This is a genomic window from Nocardioides hankookensis, from assembly GCF_042658885.1.
GTDB classification, from domain to species: Bacteria; Actinomycetota; Actinomycetes; order Propionibacteriales; family Nocardioidaceae; genus Nocardioides; species Nocardioides hankookensis.
Genome location: NZ_JBHSRJ010000004.1, coordinates 1,407,607 through 1,428,708, shown reverse-complemented (window position 1 = coordinate 1,428,708; position 21,102 = coordinate 1,407,607). Strand labels below are relative to the sequence as shown.

19 protein-coding genes are annotated in these 21,102 nt (G+C 70.3%); 15 read left to right on the top strand and 4 right to left on the bottom strand.

All coding sequences use genetic code 11. The features are described from left to right. Nucleotides 1-38 precede the first annotated feature (38 nt). Entirely contained in the window at nt 39-887 is an 849-nt protein-coding gene (locus ACFPYL_RS13380; protein ID WP_379154803.1) for a PAC2 family protein, read from the bottom strand. A 137-nt stretch (nt 888-1,024) separates the two neighbouring features. Here ACFPYL_RS13380 and metH point away from each other — a divergent pair, with 137 nt between their 5' ends. Beyond that, a complete protein-coding gene (metH, locus tag ACFPYL_RS13375; protein WP_449289713.1) occupies nt 1,025-4,768 on the top strand; it encodes a methionine synthase in 3,744 nt (1,247 codons plus the stop codon). Then, the gene (locus tag ACFPYL_RS13370; protein ID WP_379154800.1) at nt 4,761-5,435 is read left to right on the top strand and encodes an HAD family hydrolase; all 675 of its coding nucleotides are present in this window, start codon (nt 4,761-4,763) and stop codon (nt 5,433-5,435) included. Before metH ends, ACFPYL_RS13370 begins: the two co-directional genes overlap by 8 nt. A gap of 91 nt (nt 5,436-5,526) precedes the next feature. Here ACFPYL_RS13370 and ACFPYL_RS13365 read toward each other — a convergent pair whose 3' ends face one another. Then, a complete protein-coding gene (locus tag ACFPYL_RS13365) occupies nt 5,527-6,417 on the bottom strand; it encodes a RecB family exonuclease (protein WP_379154797.1) in 891 nt (296 codons plus the stop codon). A gap of 50 nt (nt 6,418-6,467) precedes the next feature. On the opposite strand from ACFPYL_RS13365, the gene ACFPYL_RS13360 reads away from it, so the two are divergent. The 4 genes from ACFPYL_RS13360 to ACFPYL_RS13345 all read left to right on the top strand — a co-directional run bounded on the left by ACFPYL_RS13360 (nt 6,468) and on the right by ACFPYL_RS13345 (nt 10,667). Beyond that, nucleotides 6,468-7,604, top strand: coding sequence for a site-2 protease family protein (locus ACFPYL_RS13360; RefSeq protein WP_379154794.1), 1,137 nt, complete (start codon nt 6,468-6,470; stop codon nt 7,602-7,604). Nucleotides 7,605-7,679: 75 nt separating this feature from the next. Beyond that, nucleotides 7,680-8,585: a tRNA (adenine-N1)-methyltransferase gene (locus tag ACFPYL_RS13355; protein ID WP_379155465.1), complete on the top strand. Its 906-nt coding sequence runs from the start codon at nt 7,680-7,682 to the stop codon at nt 8,583-8,585. Between the two features lie 114 nt (nt 8,586-8,699). Then, complete coding sequence (arc, locus tag ACFPYL_RS13350) at nt 8,700-10,454, top strand: proteasome ATPase (protein ID WP_379154791.1); 1,755 nt, start codon at nt 8,700-8,702, stop codon at nt 10,452-10,454. Nucleotides 10,455-10,481: 27 nt separating this feature from the next. Further along, a complete protein-coding gene (locus ACFPYL_RS13345; RefSeq protein WP_379154788.1) occupies nt 10,482-10,667 on the top strand; it encodes a hypothetical protein in 186 nt (61 codons plus the stop codon). A gap of 152 nt (nt 10,668-10,819) precedes the next feature. Here the strand turns inward: ACFPYL_RS13345 and ACFPYL_RS13340 are convergent, their stop codons facing one another. Next, nucleotides 10,820-11,293 (bottom strand): aminoacyl-tRNA deacylase, encoded by a 474-nt coding sequence (locus ACFPYL_RS13340; protein ID WP_379154785.1) that lies wholly within the window; start codon nt 11,291-11,293, stop codon nt 10,820-10,822. Further along, complete coding sequence (locus ACFPYL_RS13335; RefSeq protein ID WP_379154782.1) at nt 11,290-11,838, bottom strand: class I SAM-dependent methyltransferase; 549 nt, start codon at nt 11,836-11,838, stop codon at nt 11,290-11,292. Before ACFPYL_RS13335 ends, ACFPYL_RS13340 begins: the two co-directional genes overlap by 4 nt. A 108-nt stretch (nt 11,839-11,946) precedes the next feature. On the opposite strand from ACFPYL_RS13335, the gene dop reads away from it, so the two are divergent. The 9 genes from dop to ACFPYL_RS13290 all read left to right on the top strand — a co-directional run bounded on the left by dop (nt 11,947) and on the right by ACFPYL_RS13290 (nt 21,034). Further along, entirely contained in the window at nt 11,947-13,455 is a 1,509-nt protein-coding gene (gene dop / locus ACFPYL_RS13330; protein ID WP_379154779.1) for a depupylase/deamidase Dop, read from the top strand. A gap of 17 nt (nt 13,456-13,472) precedes the next feature. Beyond that, nucleotides 13,473-13,670 carry a ubiquitin-like protein Pup gene (locus tag ACFPYL_RS13325; protein WP_056147662.1) on the top strand — a complete coding sequence of 66 codons (198 nt, stop codon included), beginning with the start codon at nt 13,473-13,475 and terminating at the stop codon, nt 13,668-13,670. Further along, entirely contained in the window at nt 13,667-14,512 is an 846-nt protein-coding gene (gene prcB, locus ACFPYL_RS13320) for a proteasome subunit beta (RefSeq protein WP_379154775.1), read from the top strand. The genes ACFPYL_RS13325 and prcB overlap by 4 nt, the downstream gene beginning before the upstream one ends. Next, nucleotides 14,509-15,288: a proteasome subunit alpha gene (gene prcA, locus ACFPYL_RS13315; RefSeq protein ID WP_379154772.1), complete on the top strand. Its 780-nt coding sequence runs from the start codon at nt 14,509-14,511 to the stop codon at nt 15,286-15,288. Before prcB ends, prcA begins: the two co-directional genes overlap by 4 nt. Before the next feature lie 176 nt (nt 15,289-15,464). After that, nucleotides 15,465-16,433 carry a hypothetical protein gene (locus ACFPYL_RS13310; protein WP_379154769.1) on the top strand — a complete coding sequence of 323 codons (969 nt, stop codon included), beginning with the start codon at nt 15,465-15,467 and terminating at the stop codon, nt 16,431-16,433. Between the two features lie 90 nt (nt 16,434-16,523). Next, on the top strand, nt 16,524-17,885 hold the full coding sequence (pafA, locus tag ACFPYL_RS13305; protein WP_379154766.1) for a Pup--protein ligase: 1,362 nt from the start codon (nt 16,524-16,526) through the stop codon (nt 17,883-17,885). Nucleotides 17,886-18,073: 188 nt separating this feature from the next. Further along, on the top strand, nt 18,074-19,039 hold the full coding sequence (locus ACFPYL_RS13300; RefSeq protein WP_379154763.1) for an FKBP-type peptidyl-prolyl cis-trans isomerase: 966 nt from the start codon (nt 18,074-18,076) through the stop codon (nt 19,037-19,039). Nucleotides 19,040-19,061: 22 nt separating this feature from the next. Beyond that, on the top strand, nt 19,062-20,048 hold the full coding sequence (locus ACFPYL_RS13295) for a helix-turn-helix transcriptional regulator (protein WP_379154761.1): 987 nt from the start codon (nt 19,062-19,064) through the stop codon (nt 20,046-20,048). Continuing rightward, nucleotides 20,045-21,034 (top strand): helix-turn-helix transcriptional regulator, encoded by a 990-nt coding sequence (locus tag ACFPYL_RS13290; protein ID WP_379154758.1) that lies wholly within the window; start codon nt 20,045-20,047, stop codon nt 21,032-21,034. Before ACFPYL_RS13295 ends, ACFPYL_RS13290 begins: the two co-directional genes overlap by 4 nt. Nucleotides 21,035-21,102: the final 68 nt, after the last annotated feature.

Here is a 21,102-nt window from a genome sequence, read left to right as displayed (position 1 = left end):
CAATCCGGACGGTCGCCGTCCGTTCCACGGCAGGGCCGTCAGTCGTCGTCCTGCCGCCGCTTGAGGTAGCGCTCGAACTCGCGGGCGATCGCCTCGCCGGACGCCTCGGGAAGCTCGGTGGTGTCGCGCGTCTCCTCGAGGGAGCGCACGTAGTCGGCGACGTCCTCGTCCTCCTCGGCCAGCTCGTCGACGCCGCGCTCCCACGCTCGGGCGTCCTCGGGCAGGTCCTCGAGCGGGATGCTCGCCTCGAGCAGGTCCTCCAGCTGGCCGAGCAGGGCCAGCGTCGCCTTGGGGCAGGGTGGCTGCGCGACGTAGTGGGGGACCGCCGCCCAGTAGGACACCGCCGGGATGTCCAGCTGCACGCAGGCGTCCTGGAAGACGCCGACGATGCCGGTCGGGCCCTCGTACGTCGACTCCTCGAGCTTGAGCCGGTCGACCAGCTCGGCCTCGGTGGCCGTGCCGGTGACCGGGATCGGGCGGGTGTGCGGGGTGTCGGCGAGCAGCGCACCGAGGGTGACCACCAGCTCGGCGCCCAGGTCGTCGCACGCGGCGAGCAGCTCGGCGCAGAAGCGCCGCCAGCGCATGTTCGGCTCGATGCCACGCACCAGGATGATGTCGCGGTCGAGCGTCGGCGGCGATGCGATCGCGATCTGGGTGCTCGGCCACGTGACCCGACGGTGGCCGTTGTCGTCGACACCGACCGTCGGACGGTTGACCTGGAAGTCGTAGTAGTCCTCCGGGTCGATCGCCCCGACGACGCGGGCGTGCCACACCTTCATCAGGTGGTCGACGGTGGAGGAGGCGGCGTCGGCAGCGTCGTTCCAGCCCTCGAACGCCGCGATGACGATCGGATTCACCAGGCCCGACACGTCCTCGAGTTCGATCACTCCTCCAGCGTAGTCCGGGGTGAGGATTTCCGAGGGCCGGACGCTCGGTGTCACGATCTGGGAATCCGGTCCAGGGTGTGGACCGGGTTCCTAGGCTTGACCCGTGGGCCGCAGCGCGCGGTCCGAGAGGAGATCCCGTGCCGTCTGGGCAGTCCCCGTCGCCCGACCTGCGACCCGATGCCACCGCAGAGCTCACGCGCGCGCTCGGCTCCCGGATCATGGTGCTCGACGGAGCGATGGGTACGGCGATCCAGCGCGACCGCCCCGACGAGGCGGGCTACCGCGGCGAGCGGTTCGCGGACTGGCCGAGCGACCTGATCGGCAACAACGACCTCCTCACCCTCACCCAGCCCGACATCATCGCCGGCATCCACCGCGAGTACCTCGAAGCCGGCGCCGAGATCATCGAGACGAACACCTTCAACGCGAACGCCGTCTCGCTCGCCGACTACGGCCTCGAGGAGCTCGCCTACGAGCTCAACCTCGAGTCCGCGCGGCTCGCCCGCCGCGAGGCCGACGCCGTGGCGACCGACGACCGGCCGCGGTACGTCGCCGGCGCCCTGGGGCCGACCACGCGCACCGCCTCGATCTCGCCCGACGTCAACGATCCGGGTGCCCGCAACGTCACCTACGACGACCTGGTGTCGGCGTACCTCGAGGCCGCCCGCGGCCTGGTCGACGGCGGCGCCGACCTGCTCATGATCGAGACGATCTTCGACACCCTCAACGCGAAGGCCGCGATCTTCGCGGTCGAGACGCTCTTCGAGGAGCACGGGCGCCGCTGGCCGGTGATCATCTCCGGCACCATCACCGATGCGTCCGGCCGGACCCTGTCGGGCCAGGTCACCGAGGCGTTCTGGGACTCCGTGCGACACGTCCAGCCGCTCGCGGTCGGCCTCAACTGCGCGCTCGGTGCCAAGGAGATGCGGCCCTACATCGCCGAGCTCTCGCGGCTCGCCGACACGTTCGTCTCCTGCTACCCGAACGCCGGGCTGCCCAACGCCTTCGGCGAGTACGACGAGGCGCCGGAGGAGACGTCCGCGATCGTCGCGGAGTTCGCCGACAGCGGCTTCGTGAACATCGTCGGTGGCTGCTGCGGCACCACCCCCGCGCACATCGCCGCGATCGCGCGCGCGGTGGACGGCAAGGAGCGCCGTACGCCGGCCGAGTCCACGCCCGGCATGCACCTCTCCGGGCTCGAGCCGTTCACGATCAACGACGACAGCCTCTTCGTGAACGTCGGCGAGCGCACGAACATCACCGGCTCCGCGAAGTTCCGCAACCTGATCAAGGCCGGCGACTACGACACCGGGCTCACGATCGCCGCGCAGCAGGTCGAGAACGGCGCGCAGGTCATCGACGTCAACATGGACGAGGGCATGATCGACGGCGTCGCGGCCATGGACCGCTTCACCCGGCTGATCGCCAGCGAGCCCGACATCAGTCGGGTCCCGGTCATGATCGACTCCTCCAAGTTCGAGGTGATCGAGGCCGGCCTCAAGAACGTCCAGGGCAAGGCGATCGTCAACTCGATCTCCATGAAGGAGGGCGAGGAGAAGTTCCTCGAGCAGGCCCGCCTGGTGCGCAAGTACGGCGCCGCCGCGGTCGTGATGGCCTTCGACGAGGACGGCCAGGCCGACAACCTCGAGCGCCGCAAGGCGATCTGCGAGCGGGCCTACCGGCTGCTGGTCGACGAGGTCGGCTTCCCGCCCGAGGACATCATCTTCGACCCGAACGTGTTCGCGGTCGCCACCGGCATCGAGGAGCACGCGTCGTACGGCCTCGACTTCATCGAGGCGACCCGCTGGATCAAGCAGAACCTGCCCGGCGCCAAGGTCAGCGGCGGCATCTCCAACGTCAGCTTCTCGTTCCGGGGCAACAACCCGGTGCGCGAGGCGATCCACGCGGTCTTCCTCTTCCACGCGATCGAGGCCGGCCTCGACATGGGCATCGTCAACGCGGGTGCGCTCGTCCCGTACTCCGAGGTCGAGCCCGAGCTGCGCGAGCGGATCGAGGACGTCGTCCTCAATCGGCGCCCCGACGCCGCCGAGCGCCTGCTCGAGATCGCCGAGGCCCACAACAAGGCGGGCGAGGTCGTCGAGGCGGCCGCGGAGGAGTGGCGCTCGCTGCCCGTGGGGGAGCGGATCACGCACGCGCTGGTCAAGGGGCTCGACGCGCACGTCGAGGCCGACACCGAGGAGCTCCGCCAGGAGATCGCGGATCGAGGTGGCCGTCCGATCGAGGTGATCGAGGGCCCGCTGATGTCCGGGATGGACGTCGTCGGCGATCTCTTCGGCGCCGGCAAGATGTTCCTGCCGCAGGTGGTGAAGTCGGCGCGGGTGATGAAGAAGGCCGTCGCCTACCTCATCCCCTTCATCGAGCAGGAGAAGCTCGACAACCCCGAGCTCGCCACCGCCAAGGAGACCAACGGCACGATCGTGATGGCCACGGTCAAGGGCGACGTCCACGACATCGGCAAGAACATCGTGGGCGTCGTGCTCCAGTGCAACAACTACGAGGTCATCGACCTCGGGGTCATGGTGCCGGCGCAGAAGATCCTCGACGCCGCCCAGGAGCACTCCGCCGACATCATCGGGCTCTCCGGCCTGATCACGCCCTCGCTCGACGAGATGGTCAACCTGGCCACCGAGATGCAGCGCCAGGGCCTGACGATCCCGCTGCTGATCGGCGGCGCCACCACCTCGCGCGCCCACACCGCCGTCAAGGTCGACCCCAAGTACGACGGCCCCGTCGTCTGGGTGAAGGACGCCTCTCGCTCGGTGCCGACCGCGGCCGCGCTGCTGCACGACGAGCGCCGGGCCAAGCTGATGGCGGACGTCAAGGAGGACTACGACTCCCTCCGCACCCGCCACGCGGCCAAGAGCGACCGCAAGCTGATCTCGTACGACGAGGCGCGGCAGCGGGCGACGGAGGTCGACTGGACGTCGTACGTGCCGCCGGTCCCGCGGGAGCCGGGCGTGCACGTCCTCGACGGCTACCCGATCGCCGAGCTGCGGGAGTACATCGACTGGCAGCCGTTCTTCAACGCGTGGGAGATGAAGGGCAAGTTCCCCGACATCCTGAACAACCCGTCCAGCGGCGAGGCGGCGCGCAAGCTCTACGACGACGCGCAGGTGATGCTCGACCGGATCATCGGGGAGGACTGGCTGACCGCGCGTGCCGTCTACGGGTTCTTCCCGGCGGCCGGCGACGGCGACGACACCGTGCTCTACACGTCCGACGACCGCGCCGAGGTGCGGACCGTGCTCCACCACCTGCGCCAGCAGGGCGAGCACCGGGAGGGCGTGCCGAACCGGTCGCTGGCCGACTACGTCGCGCCGGCGTCGAGCGGTCTCTCCGACCACGTCGGTGCGTTCGCGGTGACGGCCGGCATCGGACTGCCGGAGCTGGTGCAGAAGTTCAAGGACGACCTCGACGACTACAACGCGATCCTGGTCGAGTCGCTCGCGGACCGGTTGGCCGAGGCGTTCGCCGAGCGGCTGCACCAGCGGGTGCGCACGGAGTTCTGGGGCCACGTCGAGGCCGAGCAGCTCTCGAACGAGGACCTGATCGCGGAGAAGTACTCGGGCATCCGACCGGCTCCCGGCTATCCCGCGTGCCCCGACCACACCGAGAAGGCGACCTTGTGGGAGCTGCTCGACGTCGAGGCCGCCACCGGCATCACCCTCACCGAGTCGATGGCGATGTGGCCCGGCGCGTCGGTCTCCGGGTGGTACTTCAGCCACCCGCAGTCGCAGTACTTCGTGGTCGGGCGGATCGGGCGCGACCAGGTCGCGGCGTACGCCGAGCGCAAGGGCTGGAGCCTGGCCGAGGCCGAGAAGTGGCTCTCCCCGAACCTGGGCTACGACCCCGATGACTGATCCCGCCTCGGGGCTCTCGTCGCCGCGGGCGGTGCTGTGGGACATGGACGGCACCCTGGTCGACACCGAGCCGTACTGGATCGACACCGAGTTCGAGATCGCCGAGCGGCACGGCGGCACCTGGAGCCACGCGCACGCCCTCAACCTGGTCGGCAACGACCTGCTCGAGTCCGGGCGCTACATCCGCGAGCACATGGGCATCGAGCCGTCCGCGGAGCAGATCGTCGAGGAGCTCCTCGACGGGGTCGTGGCACGGGTGGAGCAGGACGTCCCGTGGCGCCCCGGCGCCCGGGACATGCTCGAGCAGCTGTCGGCGGTAGGTACGCCGTGCGCCCTGGTGACGATGTCCTACCAGCGGTTCGTCGCGCCGATCCTGGCCCAGCTCCCGCCGGAGACCTTCCGGGTCATCGTCACCGGCGACGTCGTCGAGTTCGGCAAGCCGCACCCGGAGCCCTACCTGACCGCCGCCGCCGCGCTCGGCCTGGCTCCGGCCGACTGCCTCGCCGTCGAGGACTCGAACACCGGCGCCAAGTCCGCCGAGAGCGCCGGCTGCCTGGTGCTCGTCGTCGAGAACCACGTGCCCGTCCTCGCGGGTGAGCGCCGGGTCTTCGCAGAGTCGCTGGCCGGCCTCGACCTGGGCGAGGTCTGGGCGGCGTACCACCGCTGATCTCGGCGCTCCGTGCCTGTCGTTTGTGACCAAACGTCGCGTGGGAGCGATCCCGGCCTGTCGTTGGTGACCAAACGACGTGCGGCGTGCCTCAGTCGGGCAGGTCCGGGCCCTCGAGGTCGACCGGCTCGGGACGTTCCGGGAGCGGCGGGGGAGTGCCGCCCCAGGCCGGGCAGATCGCCTGGTGCGCACACCAGGAGCACAGCCGACTCTTGTTCGGCCGCCAGTCGCGGGACTCCTCGGCCAGGCGGATGGCCTGCCAGACGGCCTCCACCTTGCGCTGGGTGGCGAGCAGGTCCCGCTCGTCGGGGACGTAGCGGAGGATCTGGGCGTTGCCGAGGTAGACGAGCTGGAGCATCGCCGGGATCACGCCCCGGGTCCGCCAGATCACCAGCGCGTAGAACTTCATCTGGAAGAGCGCCTTGGCCTCGAACATCTCCGACGGCGCATTGCCCGACTTGTAGTCGACCACCCGGATCGCGCCGTCCGGTGCGACGTCGATGCGGTCGACGAACCCGCGCAGCAGCAGCTTGGAGTCGAGCAGCGCCTCGACGTACAGCTCGCGCTCGGCCGGTTCGAGCCGGCTCGGGTCCTCGAGCGAGAAGTAGCGGGCCAGGACGGTGCGGCAGTTCGCGAGCCAGGCCGCGATCTCCGGTCCGTCGTCGGCACCGAGCATCTCGCCCAGGTCGGGCTCCTGCTCGACGAGCGCGTCCCACGCCGGCACCAACATCTCGTCGGCCCGCTCCGGCGTACGTTCTCCGGCGGGCAGGTCGAAGAGATCCTCGAGGACCTTGTGGATCACGGTGCCGCGGACGGCGTCGGGCGAGAAGGGCTCCGGCAGCTTGTCGATCGTGCGGAACCGGTAGAGCAGCGGGCAGCTCATGAAGTCACCTGCCCGGCTCGGCGACAGGGCGCCGAGGACGTCGACGCCGTCGACGGGCGTCGACACCCGCACCGCCGGCGACTCCTGCTCCACACCCACGCCGTCACCCTAGGCGAGCCCACCGACGTACCCTCGGCTAGCCTCGCAGCGTGCCCGACTCGCCCGCCCGTCCCCGGCCGTCGGGCACCTTCAAGATCGGCACCATCGCGGGCAGCGACGTCCTCGTCTCGTCGTCCTGGTTCGTCGTCGCCGGACTGATCGCGATCATCGTCTCGCCCCGCATCGAGGCATCCTCGCCCGGGATCGGCGCCTGGAAGTACGTCGCCGGCTTCGCGTTCGCGGTCATCCTCTACCTCTCCGTCCTGCTCCACGAGGCGTCCCACGCCCTGATGGCGCGGCGCCTGGGCTTCCCGGTCGGCGACATCACGCTGCACTTCCTCGGTGGCATGACCTCGATCGAGGGCGAGGCCCGCAAGCCACGCCAGGAGTTCCTGATCGCCGTCGTCGGGCCGCTCACCTCGCTCGCCGTCGGCCTGGTCGCGCTGGGCCTCTGGTTCGTCACGCCGGAGGGCCTGCTGCTGGTCGCCGTCGAGGGTCTCGCCGGCGCCAACCTGCTCGTCGGGCTGCTCAACCTGGTGCCCGGCCTGCCGCTCGACGGCGGACGCGTGCTCAAGTCGGCCGTCTGGAAGGTCTCCGGCAACGTGCACCGCGGCACGATCGTCGCGGGCTGGGGCGGACGAGTCACCGCGGTCGCGGCCGTGGGCTATCCCTTGGTGCAGTCCCGGCTCACGGGGGTGGAGCCGACCATCCTCGACTTCGGCCTCGCGGTCATCGTCGCCGCGTTCCTGTGGTCCGGCGCCACCGCCGCGATGGCCTCCGCCCGGATCCGCAGCCGCCTGCCGCACCTGGTCGCGCGCACGCTGGCGCGGCGTACCCTCGCCGTCCCCGGGGACCTGCCGCTCGCCGAGGCGGTACGCCGCGCGCAGGAGGCTCAGGCGGGGAGCCTGATCACCGTCACTTCCGCCGGCGAGCCGGTCGGCATCGTCAGCGAGGCGGCTCTCGACGCGACGCCGGAGGAGCGCCGGCCCTGGATCCCGACGTCGACGGTCGCCCGCTCGCTCGACGAGGGCCTGCGGCTGCCCGCCGGGATCGCCGGGGAGGACCTGGTCACCGCGATCACCCGCTACCCGGCCGCCGAGTACCTCCTGGTCGAGGAGGACGGCTCGGTCCTCGGGGTGCTCACCACCGCCGATGTCGATAGGGCCTTCCAGCAGGGCGGCCACTAGTGTTTCGGGGTGCCTGACAGCCCAGAGACTCCCGACGCCTCCGCTCCCGACGTAGCCACCCAGGCGTGGTCCGGGGTGCACCGCGGACCGCTGCGTGCCGGCGAGTGGGTGCGGCTGCTGGACGGCAAGGGTCGTCGGCACAACATCTGCCTCGAGCCCGGCAAGACCTTCCACACCAACCGCGGCGGGATGTCGCACGACGACCTGATCGGCCGCGAAGAGGGCTTCACGATCACGTCGACGTCCGGCGGCGAGTACCTCGTCTTCCGCCCGCTGCTCTCCGAGTTCGTGGTCTCGATGCCGCGCGGCGCGGCCGTCGTCTACCCGAAGGACGCCGCCCAGATCGTCGCGTTCGCCGACATCTTCCCGGGCGCGCACGTGGTCGAGGCCGGGGTCGGTTCCGGCGCCCTGACCTGCTCGCTGCTCCGCGCGGTCGGCCCGTTCGGCCGGGTGTCGTCGTACGAGCGCCGCGAGGAGTTCGCCGACGTCGCCCGCCGCAACGTCGAGCAGTTCTTCGGCGCGCCGGAGGGCGAGACGCACCCGGCGTGGCAGCTCACCGTCGGCGACCTGGCCGAGGCGCTCCCGGCCTCCGGCGAGCGCGCGGACCGGATCATCCTGGACATGCTCGCGCCGTGGGAATGCCTCGACGCGGCCGCGGACGCCCTGTGGCCTGGCGGCATCGTCTGCGCGTACGTCGCGACGACCACCCAGCTGTCCCGCTTCGTGGAGACCGTCCGCGTGCACGGCGGGTTCACCGAGCCGCAGGCCTGGGAGTCGCTGGTGCGGGACTGGCACGTCGAGGGTCTCGCCGTTCGTCCTGGCCACAAGATGATCGGCCACACCGCGTTCCTGGTCACCGCGCGACGGATGGCTCCGGGGGAGAAGGCACCCATGAAGAAGCGTCGTCCCGCTCCCGGTGCGTACGGCGTCGACTACAACGGCCCGCGCCCTTCCGGCGTACCGGTCGAGCCCGGCGAGTAGGTCGTCGGCTCCCGCCACCACCCAGTCGCGTCCAAATCGTGACCAACTCCCCGAAATGACTACGCCGGACGGCCGTTGCCGCGGGTAGGGTCGAAGGCACAGGAGGTGGCGCTGATGTCGACATCCGAAGGCGTTTCCAGCGCGGGGGGTCGCACCCCCGCGGAGCTCGTCGAGCAGGTCCGGTTCCTCGAGGCCGAGGTCTCCGACCTGCGCCTGCGACTGAGCGAGAGCCCATCGGGCTCGCGCGGTCTCGAGCTGCGGCTCGCGGACGCGCAGCGCTCGCTGGCCGGGTTGACGTCCCAGAACGAGCGGCTCGCCCAGACCCTGCGCGAGGCGCGGGACCAGATCATGAAGCTCAAGGAGGAGGTCGACCGCCTGGCGCAGCCGCCGGCGGGCTTCGGCACCTTCTTGAGCCGCAACGAGGACGACTCGATCGACGTGTTCACCGGCGGCCGCAAGCTGCGCGTCAACGTGAGCCCGAGCGTCGACCTCGACAGCCTGCAGCGTGGTCAGGAGGTCATGCTCAACGAGGCCCTCAACGTCGTCGCCGCCCTCGAGTTCGAGAAGGTCGGCGAGGTCGTCATGTTCAAGGAGCTGCTCGCCGACGGCGACCGCGTCCTGGTCATCGCCAACGCCGACGAGGAGCGCGTCGTTCGCCTCGCCGAGCCGCTGCGCACCCAGACGATCCGGGCCGGCGACTCGCTGCTGCTCGACACGCGTTCCGGCTACGTCTACGAGAAGGTCCCGAAGTCGGAGGTCGAGGAGCTCGTCCTCGAAGAAGTCCCCGACATCGCCTACGAGTCGATCGGCGGCCTGTTCGGCCAGATCGAGCAGATCCGCGACGCGGTCGAGCTGCCCTACCTGCACCCCGAGCTGTTCAAGGAGCACGAGCTCAAGCCCCCGAAGGGCGTGCTGCTCTACGGCCCTCCCGGCTGCGGCAAGACGCTGATCGCCAAGGCGGTCGCCAACTCGCTGGCCAAGAAGGTCGCCGCCAAGACCGGCCAGGAGGGCAAGTCCTACTTCCTGAACATCAAGGGCCCCGAGCTCCTCAACAAGTACGTCGGCGAGACCGAGCGCCACATCCGCTTGGTCTTCCAGCGCGCCCGTGAGAAGGCCAGCGAGGGTACGCCGGTCATCGTGTTCTTCGACGAGATGGACTCGCTCTTCCGCACCCGCGGCTCGGGCGTCTCCTCCGACGTCGAGAACACCATCGTCCCGCAGCTGCTGAGCGAGATCGACGGCGTCGAGCTGCTGGAGAACGTGCTGGTCATCGGCGCCTCCAACCGCGAGGACATGATCGACCCCGCGATCCTGCGGCCCGGCCGCCTCGACGTGAAGATCAAGATCGAGCGTCCCGACGCCGAGTCGGCGCGCGACATCTTCAGCAAGTACCTCACCGCGACCCTGCCGCTGCACGCCGACGACCTCGCCGAGTTCGGCGGCGACAAGGACGCCTGTGTCGCGGGCATGATCCGGGCAACGGTCGAGCGGATGTACACCGAGACCGAGGAGAACCGATTCCTCGAGGTCACCTACGCCAACGGCGACAAGGAGGTCCTGTACTTCAAGGACTTCAACTCGGGGGCGATGATCCAGAACATCGTCGACCGCGCCAAGAAGATGGCGATCAAGGACCTCCTCGACCACGACCAGCGCGGCCTGCGGGTCTCCCACCTCCTCCAGGCCTGCGTCGACGAGTTCAAGGAGAACGAGGACCTCCCGAACACCACCAACCCGGACGACTGGGCCCGCATCTCCGGCAAGAAGGGCGAGCGGATCGTCTTCATCCGCACGCTCATCACCGGCAAGCAGGGCACCGAGCCGGGCCGGTCCATCGACACGGTGTCCAACACGGGTCAGTATCTGTAGCAGGAACCGACCTCGGGGAGGCACACCATGATGTTCTGGCTGATCGTCGGCGCGGTCGCGCTGGTCCTGTTCGGGCTGGCGTGGTGGTCGAGCGGGCGGGCCAAGGGCAGGGCCGGACGGCCCGACCCCGCCGCCGAGACCGACCGTGGCTGGGCGACCACGCAGGCGCTGATCAACCGCGACACCACCGCTGGTGGCGGCAACGGCATGTGACCGCCTCCGGCGTTTACCTGGCGTTTACCCGGCCCGCTCGCGGGCAGGGTCTGCTCATGCTGTGGATGATGGTGCTGCTGATCGGGCTGCTCGCCGCCTCGGTGAGCTGGCGGGTGACCCGCCGCTCGTACGACGACTCCCGCTACTGAGGCCTACGCAGGCTCGGTGACGTCGGCGATCGTCGCGTCGAGCGCGCCCAGCAGCGCGTCGGCGTCGACCGTGATCGCGACGCCGGGTGCCCCGCCCCCGATGCTGACGGTCCCGGCCACCGCCGCGTCCGCGACCACCGGCAGGGGAGTGGCGCTGCCCAGCGGGGTGATCGTGCCGCGGACGTAGCCGGTCACGTCGTACGCCGTCTCCGCGCTCGGCATCGAGATCCGGTTGACCCCGAGCAGCGACCGCAGCTTCGGCCAGGCGATCTCCCGGTCGCCCGGCACCAGCACGAACCGGAAGTCCCCGTCGCTGACGCGCACCACCATCGTCTTCACGATCTGACGCGGCTCGACACCGCGGGCCGCCGCGGCCTCGGCCAGGGACCGCACCGGCCCGTGCTCGGTGACGGCGTACGTCAGTCCCAGCTCGTCCGCGGCCGCGGTCGCCCGGTCGGAGCCGTCGGTGCCGGTCACGACGCCACCCCGACGAACCCGTACCCCCACGGCTTCGCGATCCCCGGCCCGGGCAGGTACGCCGCCTCGACGGACCTGACCTCCAGCACCGCCGAGACCAGCCCCGGGATGTCCCGGCTCAGGTGGCACCCGCCGGCGACCCGGCCCTGCAGCGGGTCGAGCCGCCGCTGCCACCGTGCGACGCCGGCGTCGGGGGAGAGCCCGTGCTCGAGGAAGTGGAGGCGGCCACCGGGCCGCAGCACCCGGCGTACCTCCGCCAGCGCGCGCTCCACGTCGGGGATCGTGCACAGCGTGAACGTCGACAGGACCGCGTCGTACGTCGCGTCCTCGGCCTCGACGCGCTGTCCGTCCAGGCCCACCCGGGCGATCGGGAGCTGCGTCGTGCCCCGGCGGGCGGCGGACAGCTCCCACCCCACCTCGGACGGCTCGACCGCGTCGACGCTGGTCACCCCGGCCGGGTACAGGCTGACGTTGAGACCGCTGCCGAACCCGATCTCGAGGACCCGGCCCTCCAGCCCGGAGCAGGCGGCAGCGCGCAGCCTCATCACGTCCTTCGTCGACAACGACCGGTCGACGAGGTGCGGAACGACACGATCGGTCCACCAGCCCACGACCCGAGGCTACGGCCTGCACGGCTCGCGTACGCTCGACACATGAGCGTGCGACGCGTCATGGGCAACGAGGTCGAGTACGGCATCGCCGTGCAGGGCCAGCCCCTGGCCAACCCGATGGTCGCGTCCTCGCAGGTGGTCAACGCCTACGCGTCGGCGACGGTGCGCGCGCGCCGCGCGCGCTGGGACTTCGAGGAGGAGTCGCCGCTGCGCGACGCCCGCGGGTTCGACATGTCGCGCCAGGTCGCGGACCCGACCCAGCTCACCGACGAGGACCTGGGACTCGCCAACGTCATCCTGACCAACGGCGCGCGGCTCTACGTCGACCACGCGCACCCGGAGTACTCCAGCCCCGAGGTGACCACACCCCTCGACGCGGTGCGGTGGGACAAGGCGGGCGAGCTGGTGATGCTCGACGCCGCCCGTCGCGCGGGCCAGCTGCCCGGTGGCACGCCGATCGTGCTGTACAAGAACAACACCGACAACAAGGGCGCGTCGTACGGCGCGCACGAGAACTACCTGATGCGGCGCACCACGCCGTTCGGCGACATCGTGCGCCACCTGACGCCGTTCTTCGTGAGCCGCCAGGTCGTGACCGGCGCGGGTCGGGTCGGCATCGGCCAGGACGGCCGGGAGCACGGCTTCCAGCTGAGCCAGCGTGCCGACTTCTTCGAGGTCGAGGTCGGCCTCGAGACGACGTTGAAGCGGCCGATCATCAACACCCGCGACGAGCCGCACGCCGACCCGGAGAAGTACCGGCGCCTGCACGTGATCATCGGTGACGCCAACCTGTCGGAGATCTCGACGTACCTGAAGGTGGGGACGACGTCCCTGGTGCTCGCGATGATCGAGGACCGGTTCATCTCGACCGACCTGACGGTCGACGGGCCGGTCGCGGGGCTGCGCGCCATCTCGCACGACCCGTCGCTCCAGCACCGGGTGCGGCTGACCGACGGCCGCGAGCTGACCGGGATCCAGCTCCAGCTCGAGTACCTCGACCTGGCGCGGAAGTACGTCGAGGACCGGTACGGCGCCGACGCCGACGAGCAGACCGTCGACGTGCTGGCTCGCTGGGAGTCGGTCCTCGACCGGCTCGAGAACGACCCGATGTCGCTGTCGCGCGAGCTCGACTGGGTGGCGAAGCTGAACCTGCTCGAGCAGTACCGCCAGCGCGACGGGCTCGACTGGAGCGACGCGAAGCTCCAGCTCATCGACCTCCAGTACTCCGACATCCGCCCGGAGAAGGGGCTCTACCACCGGCTCGTCGCCGGGGGCCGGATCGAGCGGCTGCTCACCGATGCCGCGGTCGAGGACGCGATGCACGACCCGCCGGAGGACACCCGCGCGTACTTCCGCGGCCGCTGCCTGGAGAAGTACGCCGAGCACGTCGCCGCCGCGTCGTGGGACTCGGTGATCTTCGACCTTCCCGGCCGGGAGTCGTTGCAGCGCGTCCCGACGATCGACCCGCTGCGCGGCAGCAAGGCCCACGTCGGTGAGCTGCTGGACCGAAGTGAGACGGCGGAGGCCTTGTTCACCGCTCTCACCCGCTGAGTGGATAGGGTCGAGACATGGCACAGGAGCAGAAGCAGCCGCGGAAGTCCTCCGAGACCGAGGAGGCGGTCGAGACCGCCCCCGAGACCGATGTCGCGGAGCGCAAGGAGGCCCTCGACAGCGACGTGGACGACCTCCTCGACGAGATCGACGACGTGCTCGAGACCAACGCCGAGGACTTCGTGAAGTCGTTCATCCAGAAGGGCGGCGAATGAGCGACCCGCGACTCCCGGCGGCGTACCTGCAGCCGGGCACCTCGTCCTTCGCCGACTTCCTCGCCAGCCAGGCCCCCGACCTGCTCCCGGGGCGGCGCGCCGTACCGCAGGGCCACGCCGCCGACCTCGCGCCGCACGGCACGACGATCGTCGCGGCGACGTTCCCCGGCGGCGTCGTGATGGCCGGTGACCGGCGCGCGACGATGGGCAACATCATCGCCCAGCGGGACATCCAGAAGGTCTTCCCCGCCGACGAGTTCTCGGCCGTCGGGATCGCCGGCACCGCAGGTCTCGCCGTCGAGATGGTGCGGCTCTTCCAGACCGAGCTCGAGCACTACGAGAAGATCGAGGGCAGCACGCTGTCCATGGACGGCAAGGCCAACCGGCTCGCCGCGCTGATCCGCTCGAACCTCGCGATGGCGATGCAGGGGCTCTCCGTCGTACCCCTCTTCGCCGGCTACGACATCGCGGCCGACCAGGGCCGGATCTTCAGCTACGACGTGACGGGCGGGCGCTACGAGGAGACCGCGTTCCACTCGGTCGGCTCCGGCTCGCTCTTCGCCCGCGGCGCGCTCAAGAAGCTCTACCGCGACGACCTGACCGCCGAGCAGACGGTGGAGGCGCTGGTCGAGGCGCTGTACGACGCTGCCGACGACGACTCCGCCACGGGCGGCCCCGACGTCACCCGCCGGATCTTCCCGGTCGTCCAGGTGATGACGGCCGACGGTGGCCGCCGGATGTCGGACGAGGAGGTGGCCGCGATCGCGGACCGGGTGATCGCCGGCCGGATGGCGCGACCGGACGGTCCGCCCGCACCGCTGAACGGGGGTGGCCTGCGATGAGCATGCCCTTCTACGTCTCGCCCGAGCAGCTGATGAAGGACCGCGCCGACTTCGCGCGCAAGGGCATCGGCCGGGGTCGCTCCGTCGTCGCGGTGCAGTACGCCGACGGCGTGCTCTTCGCGACCGAGAACCCCTCGCAGGCGCTGCACAAGGTCTCCGAGATCTACGACCGGATCGCCTTCGCCGCGGTCGGTCGCTACAACGAGTTCGAGAACCTGCGCATCGCCGGCGTACGCCTCGCCGACATGCGTGGCTACTCCTACGACCGGCGCGACGTGACCGGCCGCGGCCTGGCCAACGCCTACGCGCAGACGCTGGGCACGATCTTCTCCAGCGGCGGTGAGAAGCCCTACGAGGTCGAGCTCTTCGTCGCCGAGATCGGCGACACGGCTGCCGACGACCAGCTCTACCGGCTGACCTACGACGGTCAGGTGGCCGACGAGCACGGCTACGCGGTGATGGGCGGGGCCGCCGACGTCGTAGGCGCCTACCTCCAGGAGCGGTACGCCGATGCCGGCTCCCTCGCCGACGCCCTCCGGCTCGCCGTCGCGGCCCTGGGCCACACCGACGCCGAGGACCGGGTGATCGCGACCGACGACCTCGAGGTGGCCATCCTCGACCGCACCCGCACCCAACCCCGCAAGTTCGTCCGGCTGCGCCCGGCACGGCTCGAGGAGCTCCTCGGCGACCGCGGCCCGGCCACCCCCGCCGGGACCGATCCCGCGCCGGCAGCAGACGACTCCGGTCCCGACGCTCCGGTGGCCCCGCCTGCCTGAGCCCACCTGACCCCACGTTTGGTCACCAACGACACGTCGGGAACGCTCCCACCATGTCGTTGGTGACCAAACGTGGGGCAGGCCCGAAATCGACCTCGACGGGTCCCGCGAACGGTCATCCACAGGCCAGCCATGACCGGGTTTCTCAAGCGGTCAGATGACGCAAGTCTGTTCGCATGACGGATCCCAAGGAACCGCCCAAGCCCGTCCGGGGCCGTATCCGGCTGGTCAGCCAGCGCCGCGTCAGCCATGGCCTGGGCGTCGAGAAGGTCGGCGGGCTCAGCGACGACGAGGAGTTCCGTCGTGATCTGGGGGCCTACCTGCTCGTCCTTCCTCCCGACGCGGTGTTCACGCACCTCACCGCCGCGAGGCTCCTCGGCTGGCAGCTCCCGCGTCTGCCCGAGCAGGTGCCCGTTTTCGTCGCAGTTGGCTTGAAGTCGCGCCGGCCACGTCGACCGGGGCTGATCTGCTCGCGGCTTGTGCGTCCCGCGGAGCCCGGCACCCGGTTCAAGCTGCCGATCGACCGTCCCGAGGAGATCTTGCTCCGTGCGTCGCGCGATCTCGGCCTCCTCGACGTGCTGATCCTGCTGGAGTCGGCACTCGCGTTGGGGCACGTCGACGCAGAGCGGATGGAGGCCGTCCTGGCGTCCGGTCGCCCCGGAGTGCGACTGCTGCGCGAGGCCTGGATCCGCTGCACCGGACGATCCGAGTCGGCCGGCGAGACCGTCCTCCAGCAGTTCCATCGCGCGATGGAGATCCCGTTCGAGCCGCAGGTCGAACTCGTCGACGCTGACGGTGTGGTCCTGGGCCGGGCCGACATCCTCGTGACAGGGACAACGTTCCTGCACGAGTACGACGGCGAACACCACCGCAGCAAGCGACAGCAGAGCATCGACCTGCGACGAGACCGCGGACTCATGGCCGCCTACGTCCGGAAGGGCTTCACGCTCGACGACCTGGTGAACCATCCCGCCGTCGTCATGCACGAGATCGACGCCGCGCTCGACCGGACGCACGACTTGACCCGCCTGCGGCGCTGGAAGGGCATCGTCGCCAACTCGATGTACTCCGCCGATGCCCGCGATCGTGTGATGAATCGTTGGCGACGCCTGAGCGGCCTCGTCGACTGGACCGGATCGGCGTAGGGGGCGCCCGGACGTCGTTGGTGACCAATCGACGGTCACGAATGTGCGTCACATCCCGGCGAATGCCCAGGCGGCGCCTAGGCTGACCACGTGGACCGGCGGATCTTCGGGATCGAGAACGAGTACGGCGTGACGTGCACGTTCAAGGGCCAGCGCCGCCTGAGCCCGGACGAGGTGGCCCGCTACCTCTTCCGCAAGGTGGTCAGCTGGGGCCGCAGCAGCAACGTCTTCCTGCGCAACGGCGCCCGGCTCTACCTCGACGTCGGCAGTCACCCCGAGTACGCCACCCCGGAGTGCGACGACATCGTCGAGCTGGTGACCCACGACAAGGCGGGGGAGCGGGTTCTCGAGGGACTGCTCCTGGACGCCGAGCAGCGCCTGCACGACGAGGGCATCGCTGGCGAGATCTACCTCTTCAAGAACAACACGGACTCCGCTGGGAACTCCTACGGCTGCCACGAGAACTACTTGGTCAGCCGAGCCGGGGAGTTCTCCCGGCTCGCCGACGTACTCATCCCGTTCCTGGTGACGCGCCAGATCATCGTCGGTGCCGGCAAGATCACGCAGACTCCGCGGGGCGCGAACTTCAGCGTGTCGCAGCGCGCCGAGCACATCTGGGAGGGGGTCAGCAGCGCCACGACCCGGAGCCGGCCCATCATTAACACGCGCGACGAGCCGCACGCGGACGCCGAGAAGTACCGCCGTCTGCACGTCATCGTCGGTGACTCGAACATGAGCGAGGCCACCACGATGCTCAAGGTCGCGAGCTGCGACCTGGTCCTCCGGATGATCGAGGAGGGCGTGGTCATGCGCGACCTCACGATGGAGAACCCGATCCGGGCGATCCGGGAGATCTCGCACGACGTGACCGGTCGCCGCAAGGTACGGCTGGCCAACGGCCGCGAGGCGAGCGCCCTCGACATCCAGCAGGAGTACCTCTCCAAGGCCCGCGATTTCGTCGACCGGCGCGAGATCAGCACCCCGGTCATCGAGGCCGCCCTGGACCTCTGGGAACGAGGTCTCAAGGCGGTCGAGTCCGACGACCTCGGCCTCGTCGACCGCGAGATCGACTGGGTCATCAAGTGGAAGCTGATCGAGCAGTACCGCTCGCGGCACGGGCTCCCGCTCGCGCACCCCCGGGTCGCGCAGCTCGACCTCGCCTACCACGACATCCACCGCAACCGCGGCCTGTACTACCTGCTCGAGAAGCGTGGGCTGGTCGCCCGGGTGACCACCGACCTCAAGATCTTCGAGGCGAAGTCGGTCCCGCCGCAGACCACCCGCGCACGGCTGCGCGGTGAGTTCATCCGTCGTGCCCAGGAGCGGCGCCGTGACTTCACGGTCGACTGGGTGCACCTGAAGCTCAACGACCAGGCCCAGCGGACCGTCCTGTGCAAGGACCCGTTCCGCGCGTACGACGAGAGGGTCCAGCGCCTCATCGACGGCATGTGAGGCTTCTGTCCCGTCGTTTAGTCACAGACGACGGAGGCGAGAACGGCACCAGCGGCCGTCGTTAGTGACCGAACGTCGGACCACGGGGACCGGCCACAGGCTCCCCTCAGGGTCGACGGCTACTGTGTCCCGGGCTGCTCGGAGCACGCTCCCCAGCCCACCCTGCACCCGAACCGAAGGTTGAACCTGTGTCACGACGTCTCCGACGCCTCCCGGTCCTGCTCCTCCCGATCGTCCTGGGGGCCTCGCTCGTCGCCTGCGGCTCCGACAGCGGCTCCGACGGCTCCGACAGCGACTCGAGCTCCGGCGACGCGCTGCACGGCATCACGATCACCGGCGACGTGGGCAAGGCGCCGAAGGTCGACTGGAACGGAAAGCTCGACGTCAGCAAGACCGACAGCGAGGTCGTCACCAAGGGCGACGGCGACAAGATCGCCGAGGGCGACCAGGTCGTCACCCACATCTGGATCGGCAACGGTGCGACGCAGAAGCAGGCGTACAGCACCTACGACGAGGGCCAGACCCAGACCATCCCGGCGAGCAGCGACCTCAACCCGGTCTTCAAGGACGCCGTCCTCGACCAGACCGTCGGCTCGCGCGTCGCGGTCACGGCCACCGCCGCGGACGCGTTCGGCGAGAGCGGCAACCCCGACATGGGCATCGGCAACAAGGACAGCGTCCTGATCATCGTGGACCTCATCGACAGCACCAAGGTCCTCGACGCCCCGCAGGGCAAGGAGCAGCCGGCGCCGTCCTGGGCCCCGGGACTCACCACCGACGGTGACAAGGTGACCGGCCTGGACTTCTCGAAGGCGCCGAAGCCCAACGGCAAGCTGCTCTCCGCGGCCCTGATCGAGGGTGACGGCGACGTGGTCAAGAAGGGCCAGACGATCACCGTCAACTACCTCGGCCAGGTCTACAAGGGTGCCAAGCCCTTCGACGAGAGCTACAGCAAGTCGCCCGCGTCGTTCGCGATCGGCGCCGGAGCGGTGATCCCCGGCTGGGACAAGACGCTGGTCGGCGCCAAGGTCGGCAGCCGGATGATCCTCGCGATCCCGCCCGCCGAGGGCTACGGCGACCAGGGCAACGCCCAGGCCGGCATCAAGGGGACCGACACGCTCTACTTCGTGGTCGACATCCTGGCTGCATCCTGATCCATCGGGAAGGATCAGCAGCATGAGCAGCACGACGAGCAGGAAGAGCGAGCGCCTGCTGAACCTGCTGATCATGCTGCTGGTCCAGCGCCACTACGTCAGCAAGGACCGGATCCGCGAGTTCCTCTACCCGGACGCCTCCACCGAGGCCTTCGAGAAGATGTTCGAGCGGGACAAGGAGGAGCTGCGCAGCCTCGGCGTCCCCATCGAGGTCGGCAACATGGACGCCTACTTCGACGACGAGCCCGGCTACCGGGTCCGCGCCGACCGGCTGTCCCTCCCCGACATCGCACTGACGCCCGACGAGGCGGCCGTGATCGGCCTCGCGACCCGGGTCTGGCAGCACGCCCGCCTCGCCGACGCCACCACGGAGGCGGTGCGCAAGCTCACCGCCCTCGGGGTCGAGGTCGACGAGTCGGCGCTCGACATCGCCGAGCCGCGGCTCTCGGCCGACGAGCCGTCGTTCGACGTGTTCTGGGAGGCCACGCAGGAGCGCACCCCGGTCGAGTTCGACTACCGCCGACCCGGGGCACCCCGCACCACCACGCGGCACCTCCAGCCGTGGGGCGTCGTCCGCTACTCCGGACGCTGGTACGTCGTCGGCCTGGACACCGACCGCGGTGAGGAGCGGGTCTTCCGGCTCTCCCGCGTCGAGGGCGAGGCCCGCAAGAAGGGCACGCCCGGCTCGTACGACGTGCCCCCCGGCACCGACGTCCGCGCGACCGCCGTACGACTGGCGCCTGCGCCGTCGACGGGGGAGGCGGTCGTCCTGGTCCGCCGGGACGCCGGGATCGCGCTCCGGTCCGACGCTGAGTCGGTTGAGCCGGACGTGACCGGCCCGGACACGCGTACGCCGTGGGACCGGGTCCGCATCAACCGCGGCACCGGCGTCGCCGACGAGCTGCTCGGGTACGGCGCGGCCGTCTTCGTCGAGTCGCCCGAGGAGCTGCGCGCCGAGGTCGTCGGCCGGCTGCGGGCGATCGTGGCCGGGGCGGAGGTGGCGTCGTGAGCATCCAGCCGACGGGCGCCAAGGACCAGGTCGCGCGCCTGCTCACCCTGGTGCCGTTCCTGCACGCACGCGGCGCCGTACGCCTCGAGGACGCCGCGGTCGCCCTCGGCGTACCCGCCGAGCAGGTGCTCGCCGACCTCAACGTGCTGCTCATGTGCGGCCTGCCGGGCGGCTACCCCGACGACCTCATCGACGTCGACCTCGACGCCCTGGAGGAGCCGGGCGGCGACGGCGTCATCCGGGTGACCAACGCCGACTACCTGGCCCGCCCGCTGCGGCTCACTCCCACCGAGGCGACCGCGATCATCGTCGCCCTCCGCGCCCTGCGCGGCAGCGCCGGCGAGGAGACCCGGGAGATCGTGGACCGTGCGCTCGCCAAGCTCGAGGCGGCGGCCGCCCACGGCACCGGCACCGTGCAGATCGACCCGGGCGACACCCCGGGCGGACCTGACCTGGTCCGGCTGGAGGCCGACCTCCGTCAGGCGACCGCGCAGCACCGGCAGGTGCGGCTGAGCTACTACGTGCCGTCGCGCGACGAGCAGTCCGAACGGGTCGTCGACCCGCGGGGGATCGTCTCCGCGCACGGCTTCACCTACCTCGACGCCTGGTGCCACAGCGCGGAGGCACCTCGCCTGTTCCGTCTGGACCGGATCGCGGAGGCCAGGGTCCTCGACAGCCGTATCGAGTCCGACCCCGAGCCCCCGCGCGACCTGGGCAAGGACGGGTTCTTCCCGCAGTCCTCGGAGACCACCCTGGTCACCCTCGAGCTCGACCCGGCGGCGCGCTGGATCGTCGAGTACTACCCCGTCCACGCCGTACGCCGTCGGCGTGCCGGCCGGCTCGAGGTCGACCTCGTGGTGGCCAACGAGCGTTGGCTCCAGCGGCTCCTGCTCCGCCTGGCACCGCACGCGCGGGTGCTCACTCCCGAGGCGTACGCGACGTCGTACGCCGCCGCCGCGCGAGAGGCCCTCAACCTCTACCCGTGACGGCCGATCAGATCCACCGAGGGCGTAGCATGGAACGCGCCTGCAACCAACAGATGAGGTCACGATGC

Coding starts and splice junctions, on each gene's coding strand:
- prcA (WP_379154772.1), top strand. CDS start 14,509: ATGAGCATGCCCTTCTACGTCTCGCCCGAGCAGCTGATGAAGGACCGC.
- arc (WP_379154791.1), top strand. CDS start 8,700: ATGTCGACATCCGAAGGCGTTTCCAGCGCGGGGGGTCGCACCCCCGCG.
- ACFPYL_RS13295 (WP_379154761.1), top strand. CDS start 19,062: ATGAGCAGCACGACGAGCAGGAAGAGCGAGCGCCTGCTGAACCTGCTG.
- ACFPYL_RS13325 (WP_056147662.1), top strand. CDS start 13,473: ATGGCACAGGAGCAGAAGCAGCCGCGGAAGTCCTCCGAGACCGAGGAG.
- ACFPYL_RS13310 (WP_379154769.1), top strand. CDS start 15,465: ATGACGGATCCCAAGGAACCGCCCAAGCCCGTCCGGGGCCGTATCCGG.
- dop (WP_379154779.1), top strand. CDS start 11,947: ATGAGCGTGCGACGCGTCATGGGCAACGAGGTCGAGTACGGCATCGCC.
- ACFPYL_RS13335 (WP_379154782.1), bottom strand. CDS start 11,838: ATGAGGCTGCGCGCTGCCGCCTGCTCCGGGCTGGAGGGCCGGGTCCTC.
- ACFPYL_RS13370 (WP_379154800.1), top strand. CDS start 4,761: ATGACTGATCCCGCCTCGGGGCTCTCGTCGCCGCGGGCGGTGCTGTGG.
- ACFPYL_RS13345 (WP_379154788.1), top strand. CDS start 10,482: ATGATGTTCTGGCTGATCGTCGGCGCGGTCGCGCTGGTCCTGTTCGGG.
- prcB (WP_379154775.1), top strand. CDS start 13,667: ATGAGCGACCCGCGACTCCCGGCGGCGTACCTGCAGCCGGGCACCTCG.